Annotated in this window: 7 protein-coding genes; 6 read left to right on the top strand and 1 reads right to left on the bottom strand. The window is 72.7% G+C overall.

Annotated features, from left to right (window positions below):
• Nucleotides 1–1,266 precede the first annotated feature (1,266 nt).
• On the bottom strand, nt 1,267–5,034 hold the full coding sequence (locus ACZ592_RS16010; protein ID WP_471582149.1) for a S8 family peptidase: 3,768 nt from the start codon (nt 5,032–5,034) through the stop codon (nt 1,267–1,269).
• Between the two features lie 215 nt (nt 5,035–5,249).
• Here ACZ592_RS16010 and ACZ592_RS16015 point away from each other — a divergent pair, with 215 nt between their 5' ends.
• From ACZ592_RS16015 to ACZ592_RS16040, 6 genes are all read left to right on the top strand, one after another.
• Nucleotides 5,250–6,254 carry a helix-turn-helix domain-containing protein gene (locus ACZ592_RS16015; RefSeq protein ID WP_471582150.1) on the top strand — a complete coding sequence of 335 codons (1,005 nt, stop codon included), beginning with the start codon at nt 5,250–5,252 and terminating at the stop codon, nt 6,252–6,254.
• A gap of 63 nt (nt 6,255–6,317) precedes the next feature.
• Nucleotides 6,318–6,800: a DUF456 domain-containing protein gene (locus ACZ592_RS16020; RefSeq protein WP_471582151.1), complete on the top strand. Its 483-nt coding sequence runs from the start codon at nt 6,318–6,320 to the stop codon at nt 6,798–6,800.
• Nucleotides 6,801–6,998: 198 nt separating this feature from the next.
• Nucleotides 6,999–8,465, top strand: a complete 1,467-nt coding sequence (locus tag ACZ592_RS16025) for an aldehyde dehydrogenase family protein (RefSeq protein ID WP_471582152.1) — start codon at nt 6,999–7,001, stop codon at nt 8,463–8,465.
• 52 nt (nt 8,466–8,517) lie between these two features.
• Nucleotides 8,518–10,086: a GMC family oxidoreductase gene (locus ACZ592_RS16030; RefSeq protein ID WP_471582153.1), complete on the top strand. Its 1,569-nt coding sequence runs from the start codon at nt 8,518–8,520 to the stop codon at nt 10,084–10,086.
• Nucleotides 10,083–11,570, top strand: coding sequence for an APC family permease (locus tag ACZ592_RS16035; RefSeq protein ID WP_471582154.1), 1,488 nt, complete (start codon nt 10,083–10,085; stop codon nt 11,568–11,570). The genes ACZ592_RS16030 and ACZ592_RS16035 overlap by 4 nt, the downstream gene beginning before the upstream one ends.
• Before the next feature lie 573 nt (nt 11,571–12,143).
• Nucleotides 12,144–13,622 (top strand): MFS transporter, encoded by a 1,479-nt coding sequence (locus ACZ592_RS16040; protein ID WP_471582155.1) that lies wholly within the window; start codon nt 12,144–12,146, stop codon nt 13,620–13,622.
• Nucleotides 13,623–13,818 lie beyond the last annotated feature (196 nt).

A 13,818-nucleotide genomic window follows, 5' to 3' on the forward strand; every position in this document is an offset into this window, starting at 1 on the left:
GTCGCGGCGACCGTCCGGATCTCCGCGTCCGCCCGCGGTACCGAACGGCCTTCCAGGGGAGCCGGACTCGCCGGGCTCGGGCGGCCCCGCGGGAGCAGGCGGCACGGGCGGTCCCGCCAGGTCGTCCGCGTCGCGGCGACCGTCCGGGGCGCGCTCTCCGCCGAAGGCACCGGTCGGCCCGTCCTGGGCGCCGGGCCAAGCGGGAGCGGGGGCGGGAGGGCTGGCGGGGGCCGGAGGTGCTGGCGGTCCCGCCAGGTCGTCCGCGTCGCGGCGACCGTCCGGATCTCCGCGTCCGCCCGCGGTACCGAACGGCCTTCCAGGGGAGCCGGACTCGCCGGGCTCGGGCGGCCCCGCGGGAGCGGGCGGCACGGGTGGTCCCGCGAGGTCGTCCACGTCGCGGCGACCGTCGTCCGGGGCCCGGCCTCCGCCAGGGGTTCCGAGCGGCGTGGCGGGTGCGGGTGGTCCGGCGGGGCCTTGCGGTGCCGGTGGGCCGGCGCGTCCGGCCGGGGCGTCCCGTTCGCCCGACGTACCGAGCGGCCCGCCCGGCCCGGCGGGAGCGGGTGGTGGTACCGGTGGGCCGGTGGTGCCGGCCCCGTCACGGCGCCCGTCCGGAGCGCCGCCTGCCTCGGCCGTGCCGGGCGGGGCGGCGGGAGCGGCTGGGGTGCGCGGCCCCGGAGGTGCGGGGGGCGGGTCGGTGGGGGTGTCCGCGATACGGCGTCCGGTCTCCGGGACACGGCGTCCGTCGGAGGCGTCGGCCGGAGCGGCGAGCGGGCCCCCCTCGGCGCCGGGCCGGTCCCCCGGGTCGTCACGGGAAGTGAGGGGGGCGGGTGGTTCGTGACGGGCCCCGGGGAAGGGCGCGTCGTCCGCACCCGCAAAGTCGTCGGGGCCGGGGGCCTCTCCCGGCGGTGTGGGGCCGAGGTCGGGCCGGGTGGGATCGGGAGGGGTGGCGTCGGGTGGCGTGGGGTGGGGGGCGCGTGGTGCGGGGAACCCTTCCTTCACCGCGTCCGCCGCTGAGGCGAACCTGTCGTCGAGGGTGTCCGATGCGGGCGCCGGACCCGTGTCCGGCGCGGAGTCGTCGTACAGCTGTCCCCACCAGTCGTCGTCGTGACCGGTGGGCCTGTCCCCCTGCTGGCTCATGCCCCTATTTTCCACCGCGGAGGCCGTACGAAAACGGTGCATCCGGAAATTCCGGCCTCCGCGGCGACGGGAGAGGCCGCCGGGCGGGCCCACCCCCCACAGGAGGACCGCCCGGCGGGGCCGATGTGGCTAGCGCACGTCGTAGGCGCGGGCCACGGTCTGCGTGACGGAGTTTCCGCGGGAGTCCGTCAGTTGGCTCCTGAGCCAGACCTGCCGGCCGGAAGCGCCCGCGTGGTCCACGGTCGCGCTCCAGGCTCCGTCGTGTTCGGCGGTGGTGGCCGCCGTCCACGTCCGGCCCTCGTCGTAGGAGTACGAGAGCTTCGCCTTCGTAATCTCACCCGGCTCGTAGCCCGCGTGCCCGGTCACGCCGAGTTCAATCCGCGCACCGTCCTTCGGGGCCAGCGTCTTGAGCCCGTCCTCCGGCAGCCCGTAGCGCGGGAAGAGCATCGGGATGCCCTGCGAGTAGGCGTCCTCGTCGAGGTGGGAGCGGAAGGACCAGGTCGTCTCGGTCCCCGTCGACCGCTGCCACACGCGCGAGCCGATCTTCTGCGTGGTGAGGGTGAGTTCGTACGCGGAGTCCTCGGCCGGGACCGTGAACACCCCGGACGGCCAGCCCGAATCCCCCACGACCTCGCCGTCCCGCTCGAGCCGGACGGAGCCGATGTCGCCGAAGCCGCCCTGGATGCCGCCGTGTTCGGCGTCGGACCAGAAGCCGGGCGCGACGCCGATCAGGTTGCCCTGCCGCTCCCCGGCGAGCGCGGGCTCGCCCCCCGCGTCGCGCGGCGCGCCGGGCGCGAGGACCCCGTCGTACCAGGTCTCGCTGCGGCGCTGCCCCTTCTTGTACGTACGCACCGGGTCGATCATGAACTCGCCGAACGGGAAGCTGCTGGACACCTGGTGGCCCCACCCGGTCGTGCCCGCCGAGTAGTACTCGGTGCGCTTGCCGGGGGCGGGGACGGTCTCGATGTCGGAGAAGTAGACCTCCAGTCCGGTGGGGCGGGCCGCCGACGGCAGGTCGACGTAGTCCGTGGCCTGCCCCATCGCCCGGTAGGTCGCCTCGTTCGCGGCGAGCTCCTTGTCGCGTACGCGGTAGGTGCGGTCGTCGCGGATCTGCCCCGTCTCGGGGAAGGCGAGGTTGTAGACGTAGGGGCTCTTGGCGGTCGCCTTCCACGTCAACTCGACCTTGCCGGAGCCGAGTCGGGACAGCAGGCCGGTCGCCTCGTCGGTCGGGACGCCGAGGACGGGCAGCGGGGATCCGGCGAAGCCCGCGGACGGGTACCAGCGGCCGGGGGTGGTGCGGTGGGCGAGGACCGCGAGGGCGCCCGCCTTCTGCGCGTCGGCCGCCACGGTGCCCGCGTTGCCGTTGTCCGGGACCTTGACCAGGGCGATCCGGCCCTTCACGCCGGCGGCGGCGAGCTCCTCGGGCGTGCCGGACTTCGCGTCGACGAGGACCGCACGGCCCGTGCCGTCGAGGTTGGCGGAGCCGGTGGAGGCCGTCAGCGGGTGCAGCGTCTTGCCGCCCGCCACGGCGAGCGTGGAGATCTGGGGCGCCGCGGCCCGCCAGTAGCTGCCGGACTCGAAGGTGCCGCCGGACGGCTTGCCCTCGACGGACTGGTAGTAGCCGCGGATCGTGCGCGGTCCCGCCGCGGTGCCCGCGTGCAGCCAGTTGTCCTTGCCCCAGGTGCGGGCGAAGGCGAGGGTGGCGCCGCGTACTTCGGACGCCTTGTCGGTGCGGACCGCGAGGCGGTGGGCCTTGCGGGCGTCGAGCGTGATCGTCGTGTCCTTCTTCACCTCGACCTGGGGGCGGGCCAGGTGGGTGAGGGAGTCGGTGAGCGTGCTGCCCGCGCCCGCGTCCGGGGTGGCGATAAAGCCGGTCAGGAAGTAGGAGCCGGGGCGCACTTGGTACGTCTGGTCGTTGGCGCCCTCGTTGAAGCGCCGCTCGCCACTCGCGGTGTCCGTGCCGATGAGGTCCACGGACGACGCCCCGTCGGCGGGCTTGCCGCTCCGGTCGACGAGCTTCACGCGCAGGCTGACCGTCTCCGGCTGGACGTACAGGGAGAACGGCGTGGAGACGCGGGTGCCGCCGTCCGCCGTGGCCAGGATCCGTCCCGTGATGTCCCCGTACTGGGCACGCTCGAGATCCGCGCCGGGGGTGAGCTTCAGCGGGACCTTGACCGTGGCGCCGGCCCGGACGCTCACCGAGCGCTCGCCGAGCCGCGCGATGCCGGAGCGGACCGCGGAGCCGTCGTTGCCGGTGACGCCCTGCAGCGCCAGCTTCAACTTGACGGTCTTGTCGGTGGTGTTGGTGTAGGGCACGTCGACCGAGGTGCGGTCCGACGCGTCCTGCGGCCAGCCGAAGCTGCCGCCCTGGACGGCGGGCGAGCCGAGCACCTTCTGGTCGATCGCGGCCTTGGCGTCCAGCCGTCCGCCGCCGGTCTCGCGCGCGTCACCGGGGATGCCGCTGTCCGCCGACGACACGAGGGCCGCCTTGATCTGCTGGGCGCTCCAGTCGGGGTGGCGCTGCTTGACCAGCGCGGCGGCGCCCGCGACGTGCGGGGTGGCCATCGACGTACCGCTCATGGACTGGTACGCGTAAGGGCCCCGGCCGCCGGCCGCCGCCGCGGAGATGCCGACGCCGGGCGCGGCGATCTCGGGCTTGAGGGTGTGCGAGCCGTAGGCGGGTCCGCGGCTGGAGAAGCTCGCGGTGGTGTCGTCGCGGTCGACGGCGCCGACGGTCAGGACGCCCGGCGCGCAGCCGGGCGAGGAGACGGAGTTGAGCGTCGGGCCGGTGTTGCCCGCGGCGATGACGAAGAGGGTGTCCTTCGCGGACCGCGCGAGCTCCTCGGTGGCGGTGCTCATCGGGTCGGTGCAGTCGGTCCGGGCCGGGTTGCCGAGGCTCATCGAGACGACGTCGGCCTTCTGGTCGACGGCCCACTGCATGCCCGCGATGATCCAGGAGGTGGCGCCGGAACCGCTGTCGTTGAGCACCTTGCCGTGCAGGAGTTCGGTGCCGGGCGCGACGCCCTTCTTCTTGCCGCCGCTCGCCGCGCCGCTGCCGCCGACGGTGGAGGTGGTGTGGGTGCCGTGGCCCTGACGGTCCTCGTTGTCCGGGGAGTCCGTGAAGTTCTCGGTGGCCCCGATGCGGCCCTTGAGGTCGGGGTGTCCGGCGTCCGCCCCGGTGTCCAGGACGGCGACCTTGGTGCCCTTGCCGTCGTAGCCCGCGGCCCAGGCCTCGGGGGCGTGGACCTGCTTGGTCGACCGGTCGAGCGTCGCCTCGACCTTGGCGTCGAGCCACAGCTTCTTCAGGTCGGATGCGGCACGGGACGTGGGGTCGGTCATCTCCGCCCAGAAGACGGCGGCCTTCTTCTTGTCGGCCTTCAGGGCGACGCCGTCGACGGGTTCGAGGACGGGGCCGCGCTCGGCGCCGCGCGGGGTGGCGGGCAGCGCGCGGGCGACGTCGACGCCCTTGTCGTACACGGCGATGAGCGGCAGCTTCTTGCTGTGCGCGTCGTCGTAGCCCTGGCGGACGAGCCCGGTGACGTTGAACAGTTCCTCGTCGACCAGGCCCTTGGCGATGGCGTGCTCGGCGCCCTCGGGGTAGACGTACAGGTCCTTGCCGGACTGCCGGGTCTGGATGAGCGGCGCGGTGCCGTCCTCGCCGGGCAGCGCGGCGGCCCCCGCCCGTCTCTCGCCGTCGGACGTCACCAGGATCCGGTCGCCGGTGACGAGGGTGACGACGGAGCTCCCGCCGTCCCGCGCGCCCTGGGGCGCGCTCCCCGTCAACGGCGGGCGTTCCGTCGCGCTCGCGTGTGGCTCGGCCACGGACGGGACGGCCGCGGTGACGGCGAGGACGACGGCCGAGGCCGCCCCCAAAGCCGTACGCGATATCGGGCGCATCGCTCTCCCCAGGGTTGACGGGCATGCAAGACCGCAGGCCGGAGGGGCCCAAAGGCCGCATATGCGGCAGCGGTTGGTGCTGCGGTGGCGTCACCTTGGCAGAGAGACGGGTGGTGCGGGGATGATGTCCCGGGGCGGGTTTACGCCGTGGCTGTTTCCCGCCACGGCGCCGTCGGAACAAGACCATGGGGGACATCGAGGAGGGGCGTCGCCGCATGCTGGCAGCGATCGGTCTGGACGAGACGCACGAGTCGGCGTACCGGGCGCTGGTGTCGGTGGGCGCCGCCGACGTCGCCGACCTCGCGCGCAGGCTCACGCTCGGCGAACCGGAGACCGAGCGGACGCTGCGCCGTCTGGAGCGGCACGGCCTGGCCGCGCAGGCGTCCGGCAGGGCGGGCCGCTGGGTGGCCGCCCCGCCCGGTGTCGCGCTCGGCGCGCTGCTCACCCAGCAGCGGCACGAGCTGGAGAAGGCCGAGCTCGCGGCGACCCTGCTCGCCGAGGAGTACCGCGCGCAGGCCGCCGAGCCGGCCGTCCACGACCTGGTGGAGGTGGTCACCGGGGCCGCCGCCGTCTCGCAGCGCTTCCTCCAGCTCCAGCTGGGCGCGAGCGACGAGGTGTGCGCCCTGGTCACCGGCAGCCCCGTCGCCGTCACCGGTACGGAGAACAGCGCCGAGGAGCAGGCCACGGGGCGGGGCGTGCGCTACCGCGCGGTGGTCGAGCGCACGGTCCTCGACCTGCCGACGGGCCTGGTCGAGCTGGTGACGGCGATCGGCCGCGACGAGCAGGTGCGGGTGGTGGACCGGGTTCCCACGAAGCTGGTGATCGCCGACGGCTCGCTCGCGATGGTGCCGCTGACCGCGCGCACGGCGGAGCCCGCCGCGCTCGTCGTGCACGCCAGCGGGCTGCTCGAATCGCTGACGGGCCTCTTCGAGGCGGTGTGGCGGCAGGCGCTGCCCCTGCGCCTGGGCGAGGAGGGTGCGGCGGTCACGGAGGACGCCCCCGAGGGCCCGGACGGCACGGACCTGGAGATCCTGTCGCTGCTCCTGGCGGGCCTCACCGACGCGAGCGTCGCCAAACAGCTCGATCTGGGACTGCGGACCGTGCAGCGGCGGGTGAAGCGGCTGATGGAGCTGACGGGCGTGACGACACGGCTCCAGCTGGGCTGGCACGCGTACGAGAGGGACTGGGTGGCACGGCGCCCCCGGCCGCCGGAGGACTGACTCCCGGCCGCCCCAGGACTAACCTGACCTGCGGTTTCGCCGGATCTCCTGCACGCTGGGCAGATGGGAGCATGGGAACTCCTGCTGGTCGGCGTGGTGATGCTGCTCGGCCTGGGCGGAGTGCTGGTCCCCGGCGTGCCGGGCGCGTGGCTCGTGTGGGCCGCGGTCCTGTGGTGGACGCTGCAGGACCCGAACGGCCTGGCCTGGGGCCTTCTCGTGGGCGCGACGGTCGTGCTGCTCGCGGCGCAGGCCGTGCGCTGGCAGCTGCCGCCGCGACGCCTGCGCGAGAGCGGTGCCACGCGCCGGATGGCGGTCTTCGCCGGGGCCGGGGCGCTGCTCGGGTTCTGTGTGCTGCCGGTGATCGGGGCGGTCCCCGGCTTCATGGGCGGGATCTACCTGGAGGAGCGGCTGCGGCTCGGCGGCCACGGCGAGGCGGTGGCGGCGACACGGGCCGCCATGCGGCTGGGCGGCAGCAGCGTGCTGACCGAGCTGTTCGCGTGCCTGCTGATTCTGGGGGCGTGGGTCGGGGCGGTCCTCTGGGGCTAGCGCGGCGGATCCACGAGTTGCTTTCGGGTCCGTCCCACTTTCGGGTCTAGCCCAACCAGGTCACATCTGCTGCCGGGCCCTCCCCTGCCCGGTGCGTCCGCACGGCCGGTGCGCGCCGGGCGGACGATGTTGGAGCCGGTGCCCCGGGCCGGTGATCCGCGTCGGCACCCGAAAGCCACCAGAGCGAGGGAGCGCACGATGCCGGAACTGTTCGTCGACGGGGAGTGGACCGGCGCCGTCGGGGGTGCGCGGCGGGACGTGGTCAATCCGTTCGACGCGTCCGTCGTCCAGCAGGTCGACGACGCCGGCGAAGAGGACGTCGACCTCGCCGTGGGGGCCGCCCGGCGGGCCTTCGACCGCGGCGAGTGGTCGTCGGCGCCCACCCGGGAGCGGGCGGACGTCCTGCTCAGGGTGGCGCGGTTCCTGCTGCGCGACCAGGAGGAGATCGCGCACGTCGAGTCCCTCGACACCGGCAAGACGCTCGCCGAGGCACGGATCGACGTCGAGGACGTCGCGAACGCGTTCCGCTACTTCGGCGAGATCGCCGACAAGGACGGCGGCCGGGTCGTGGACGTCGGCCCCGACGTGCTCAGCCGGGTCACGTACCACCCCGTCGGGGTCTGTGCGCTCATCGCGCCGTGGAACTATCCGCTGCTCCAGGCTTCCTGGAAGGTCGCCCCCGCGCTGGCGGCGGGCAACACCTTCGTGCTCAAGCCCAGCGAGACGACGCCGCTCTCCACGATCCACATGATCCGGCTGATCGCCGAGGCGGGAGCCCCGGCCGGGGTCGCGAACCTCGTGCTCGGGCCGGGTGCCACGGTCGGCGCCGCCATGTCCTCGCACACCGACGTCGACCTGGTCTCCTTCACCGGCGGCCTGGCCACCGGCCGCCGGATCATGGAGGCGTGCGCGCCGGACGTGAAGAACATCGCGCTGGAGCTCGGCGGCAAGAACCCCAACGTGGTCTTCGCCGACTGCGACCTGGAGACCGCCGTCGACCACGCCCTGGAGGCGTCGTTCCTGCACTCGGGGCAGGTCTGCTCGGCGGGGTCCCGGCTCATCGTGGAGGAGTCCCTGCACGACGTGTTCGTGGAGCGGCTGGCCGCCCGCGCGAGCGCGATCCGGCTCGGCAGCGGGCTCGACCCGGCCACGGAGAGCGGGCCGCTCAGCTCGGCGGAGCACCGCGACAAGGTCGAGGCCTATCTGGAGATCGCCCGCGAGGAAGGCGCCCGGCTGGTCTGCGGCGGCCGCCGTCCCGATGACCCCGAGCTGTCGCACGGCTTCTTCCTGCTGCCCACCGTGTACGCGGACTGCGACCGCTCCATGCGCATCGTGCGGGAAGAGGTCTTCGGCCCGGTGGTCACGGTGGAACGGTTCCGCACCGAGGACGAGGCCGTGGAGCTGGCCAACGACACGCGGTACGGCCTTGCGGGCGGTCTCTGGACGAACGACGCGAGCCGCGCCCAGCGCGTCGCGGCCCGCCTGCGGCACGGCACCGTCTGGATCAACGACTTCCACCCCTACGTGCCGCAGGCCGAGTGGGGCGGCTTCGGCCTCTCCGGCGTCGGCCGGGAGCTGGGCCCCACCGGTCTGCGCGAGTACCAGGAGGCCAAGCACATCTACCAGAACCTCAGGCCCGGACCTTCCGGCTGGTTCAAGGGCTGAGCAGGCAGGGCTGGGCAGGCAGGGCGGGACAGGCGACAGGGAAGGCGACGGCATGCACGACGAGACGACGACTTACGACTACGTGGTCATCGGCGGCGGTACGGCGGGCTCGGTGCTCGCGGCCCGGCTGAGCGAGGACCCGGCCTGCCGGGTGTGCGTGGTGGAGGGCGGGCCGAGCGACGTCGGCGACGACCGCGTCCTGCGGTTGCGCAACTGGATCAATCTGCTCGGCTCGGAGCTCGACTACGGCTACACCACCGAGGAGCAGCCGCGGGGCAACTCGCACATCCTGCACTCCAGGGCCCGCGTGCTGGGCGGCTGCTCCTCGCACAACACGCTGATCAGCTTCCTGCCGTTTCCCGAGGATCTCCAGGAGTGGGTGGCGGCGGGCTGCGAGGGCTGGGGGCCGGAGACGATCCTGCCCTACCGCGACCGGCTGCAGAACAACATCGTGCCCGTGGGCGCGGCCGACCGGAACGCGATCGCCGAGGACTTCATCACCGCGGCCTCCACCCGGCTCGGGGTGCCGGTCGTCGAGGACTTCAACGCCCGGCCCTTCACCGACGGCACCGGCTTCTTCTCGCTCGCCTACGACCCGGCGACCAACAAGCGGTCCTCCGCGTCGGTCGCGTATCTGCACCCCATCATGGACCGCCCCAACCTGACGCTCCGTCTGGAGACGTGGGCGTACCGGCTGTTGCGGGACGACGAGGGCCGTTTCACACGCGTGCAGGTACGCAACCCCGACGGCTCCGTCTCCACCCTGGAGGCCGAGGCGGAGGTGCTGCTGTGCGCCGGGGCGATCGACACGCCCCGGCTGCTGATGCTCTCCGGCATCGGCCCCGGCGACCAGCTGCGCGAGCTCGGCATCGAGGTCCTCGCGGATCTGCCGGGGGTCGGCGAGAACCTCCTGGACCACCCCGAGTCGGTGATGGTGTGGGAGACGAAGGGGCCGCTGCCGCCCAACTCCGCCATGGACTCCGACGCCGGCCTGTTCGTGCGCAGGGACGCGGCGGGCGGCCCGCGCCCCGACCTGATGTTCCACTTCTACCAAGTGCCGTTCACCACCAACACGGAACGCCTCGGCTACCCCGTGCCCGAGCACGGCGTCTGCATGACACCGAACGTGCCGCGGGCCCGTTCCATCGGCCGCATGTGGCTGCGCAGCGCCGACCCGTCGGTCAAACCGGCCCTGGACTTCCGCTACTTCACCGACCCGGAGGGCCACGACGAGCGCACCATCGTCGACGGTCTGAAGATCGCCCGTGAGGTGGCCGCCGCCGCCCCGTTCAGCGACTGGCTGCTGCGGGAGGTCGCGCCGGGCCCGGAGGTGACGTCGGACGAGGACCTGTCCGAGTACGGGCGCCGGGCCGCGCACACCGTCTACCACCCGGCGGGGACCTGTCGGATGGGCGCCGAGGACGATCCGCTCGCGGTCGTCGACCCGCAGCTGCGGCTGCGCGGACACGACGGGCTGCGCATCGTGGACGCGTCGGTCTTCCCCACCATGCCGTCCATCAACCCGATGGTCACCGTGCTGCTCGCCGCCGAACGCGCGGCGGACCTCATCACCGGCCGCCCGGCTCCCGGGCCCACGGGCACCGAAGGGGGCAACCAGTGAGCGCTTCCGGCGTGCCGGACGGCACCGCGAGCACCTCGGAGACCGCTCCGGGGGAAGAGAAGTCGGAGTTCCGCAAGGACATGGGACCGTGGGCCAACTTCGCCCTCGGCTTCACCTACCTCTCCCCCGTGGTGAGCACGTACACCCTGTTCGGCACGGCCCTCGCCGACGGCGGCCCGCCGATGATCTGGGCCTTCCTCATGGCGGGCTGCGGCCAGTTCCTCGTCGCGCTGGTCTTCGGCGAGGTCGTCGCGCAGTACCCGGTCGCGGGCGGGGTCTACCCGTGGGCACGGCGGCTGTGGGGCGTGCGCTGGGCGTGGATGACCGGCTGGGTCTACATGTGGGCGCTGCTCGTCACGATCACCAGCGTCGCGTACGGAGCGGGCCCCTACATCGCGATCCTGCTCGGCTTCCGGCCCACCGTGCACACCACCGTGCTGTGCACGGTCGCACTGATCGTCATCGCCGTGCTCATCAACTACGCGGGTACGAAGGCCCTTTCGTGGGCGGCGCTGATCGGCTTCGGCGCGGAGCTGCTGGGCGCGCTCGTCGTCGGCATCATCCTGCTGACCACGCACCGCTTCCACGGTCTGGGGGTCCTCTTCGACGACTACGGCGCGGCCGGCGACAGCTCGTACCTGCCCGTCTTCCTCGGCGCGGCGATCATCGGCTTCTACCAGTACTACGGCTTCGAGGCCTGCGGAGACGTCGCCGAGGAGGTCAAGCACCCCGGCAAGGTGATCCCCAAGGCGATGCGCCGCACCATCTACGTCGGAGGCGCGGCGGCGACGTTCACCTGCCTGACGCTGCTCCTCGCCGTCGTCGACTACCGCGCGGTGATCTCGGGCAAGGACACCGACCCGGTGGTCAGGGTCCTCTTCGACGCGCTGGGCGAGGCGGGCGCGCGGACGGTGATGGCGGTCGTGCTCATCTCCTTCCTCTCCTGCACCATCAGCCTCCAGGCCGCCGCGGGCCGGCTGATCTACTCCTACGCCCGCGACGAGATGATCGCCGGCCACCGGGTGCTGCGGAAGTTCTCGGAGGCGCGCGCGGTGCCCCCGTACGCGCTGCTCGTCGCCGCGGTCGTCCCGACGCTGATCGCCTTCGGCTCGCTGATCTCGGCGGACGCCCTCACGAAGATCGTCTCCTTCGCGATCCTCGGCATCTACGCCGCGTTCCAGATGGTCGTCCTCGCCGCACTGCGGGCCCGCCTCAAGGGCTGGAAGCCGAGCGGCGAGTACCGGCTCGGCCGCTGGGGCCTGCTGGTCAACGTCGGGGCACTCGCCTACGGGATCTTCGCCATCGTCAACATCGCCTGGCCCCGCACCCCGGAGTCGCCCTGGTACGACAACTGGATCGTGCTGCTCAGCGGCGGCATCGTGGTGGCCGCGGGGCTCGTGTACATGTTCACCACGCGCCACTACGGCCGCAGCGACGCTCCCTCGGCGAGCGCCGTCCCCGACGAGAACGCTCCTGTCGCGTAGCGCGCTCCCGGTCGCGTAGAGCCACTTTTCTCACGGGACGGCAGTCACGTACAGGAACACCCATCGGGCTCTTCCTTCCCCGGTTCGTCGCTGTCGGCAACGAGGGTCGGGGGGCGCCGGTAGGGGCCGTGGCACCAGCCGCAAGAGAACGGTCAGGGCTTCGTAGCCACGGCCTTCCGGCTGGGCACGGCGCGTTCTTTGGTTTTCGAAGCGTGAGGAGCCCGTACTCAGGCGCTGGGTAAATCCGTTGGCGTCCCCGGCCGGCTGACCTAGTCTGTCGGAGGTCATGTGCGGTGGGGTCCCTGCCGCAGCAGTCGGCGCGTTCGGCGTCGATGCGTTCCGCGTGCCCGGCCGGGAGGAGGTGGGAAACATGGACTGGAACTGGACAACGAGTGTTGCGGCCATAGTTGCCCCCGGCCGTGTGCCCCCGTTCGGCGCGCGGTAGGACTCTCCCCCCTTCTTTTTGCGGCACCTCATGGTGGTGTTCGCTGCTCTCGCGATCCCTCGTGTCGCGTCCCGGGGGTGTAGGACCGCGCGTCTGCTCCTGCACCTCCGACACAGAATGTGATCGCCTTGACCCAGCAGTCCTCCCCCGGGGACACCGTGCCCACGCCGGTCCCCCACACCACCGCGAACGCGGCCGAGTCGCCCGATCCGAAGCGGTGGTGGGCCCTCGCCGTTGTCGCAGGCGCCCAGCTCATGGTGATTCTCGACGGCACGATCGTGAACATCGCCCTGCCCTCCGTCCAGAACGGACTGGGCATGTCGGATGCGAACCGGCAGTGGGTGATCACGGCATACTCCCTGGCCTTCGGCGGCCTGCTCCTCCTCGGCGGCCGGATCGCCGACCTGCTCGGCCGCAAACGCACCTTCATGATCGGCCTGGTCGGATTCGCCGCCGCCTCCGCGCTCGGCGGCGCGGCCGACGGCCCCGGGGCGCTGTTCACGGCGCGGGCCCTGCAAGGGGCCTGCGCCGCCGTCCTGGCCCCCTCCGCACTGTCACTGCTGACGACGACGTTCACCGACCCCGCCGAGCGCGGCAGAGCGTTCGGGATCTACGGTGCGCTCGCCGGGGGCGGCAGCGCCATCGGGCTGCTGGTGGGTGGCCTGCTCACCGAGTACGCGACCTGGCGCTGGTGCCTGTACGTCAACGTCCCCATCGCGCTGGCCGCCCTCGGCGGCGCGCTGGCCCTCCTCAAGGACAGCCCCGGCCGGCGCGGGGTGCGCCTCGACGTCCCCGGCGCGCTGCTCGCCTCCGGCGGGCTCGTGGCGATCGTGTACGGCTCCAGCGACGCCGAATCCGCAGGCTGGGCCGACCCGTTGGTCCTGACCCTGTTCGCGGCCGGTGTGGTCCTGCTCGCCGTCTTCGTGTGGTGGCAGTCCCGCGCCAAGCATCCGATGCTGCCGCTGCACATCGTCAGGGACAGAACCCGTGCGGCGGCGCTCGTGACGATGGGCCTGGCCACCATCGCCATGTTCGGTGCCTTCCTGTTCCTGACCTACTACCTCCAGGCCGTCCTCGGCTACTCACCCCTACGGACCGGACTGGCGTTCCTGCCGATGTCCGTCACGATCGTCGTCGGCGCGACACAGATCGCCGCCCGTCTCCTGCCCCACACCGCCCCCCGCAACCTGATGGCCCCCGGCATGCTCCTCGCGGCCATCGGCATGCTGCTCCTGACCCGCCTGAGTGTGAACTCCGCCTACACCACCGGGGTGCTGCCCGCTCTGGTGCTGCTCGGCCTGGGCATGGGACTGACGTTCATGCCGGTCTACGCGACGGCGACCGCCGGGGTCGCCCCGCAGGACGCCGGAGTGACGTCCGCGACCGTCTCCACCTTCCAGCAGATCGGCGGCTCCCTGGGCACCGTCCTGTTGAACACGATCGCGTCGTCCGCCACCACCCGCTACATCGACGCCCACCCGTCCCGGAGCCGTGGCCTGGAGGAGGGTACGGTGCACGGCTTCACCGTCGCGGCCTGGTGGTCGGCGGGCGTCCTGCTCCTTGCAGCGCTGGTCGCGGCCCTGGCCAGGACGCCTGAGAAGCCCTGACGAAGTGATCTCCCCCAGCACCTGATGCGCCCAACGCCATATCGGCACCTTTCAGGTGAGGAGGCAGGAGGCAGGAGGCAAGGTAAGCAGGTCTGTCCCACCCCCGGGCGCGGGGTGGGCAATCGCCGTCGGCAGCCTCATGACCCGCCGCCTCACCGGGGAAAACACCATCTCCTGGCGAGACCCGACACAAGCC

The organism is Streptomyces sp. NPDC040622 (assembly GCF_055593965.1).

Coding starts and splice junctions, on each gene's coding strand:
- ACZ592_RS16010 (WP_471582149.1), bottom strand. CDS start 5,034: ATGCGCCCGATATCGCGTACGGCTTTGGGGGCGGCCTCGGCCGTCGTC.
- ACZ592_RS16020 (WP_471582151.1), top strand. CDS start 6,318: ATGGGAGCATGGGAACTCCTGCTGGTCGGCGTGGTGATGCTGCTCGGC.
- ACZ592_RS16015 (WP_471582150.1), top strand. CDS start 5,250: ATGCTGGCAGCGATCGGTCTGGACGAGACGCACGAGTCGGCGTACCGG.
- ACZ592_RS16025 (WP_471582152.1), top strand. CDS start 6,999: ATGCCGGAACTGTTCGTCGACGGGGAGTGGACCGGCGCCGTCGGGGGT.
- ACZ592_RS16030 (WP_471582153.1), top strand. CDS start 8,518: ATGCACGACGAGACGACGACTTACGACTACGTGGTCATCGGCGGCGGT.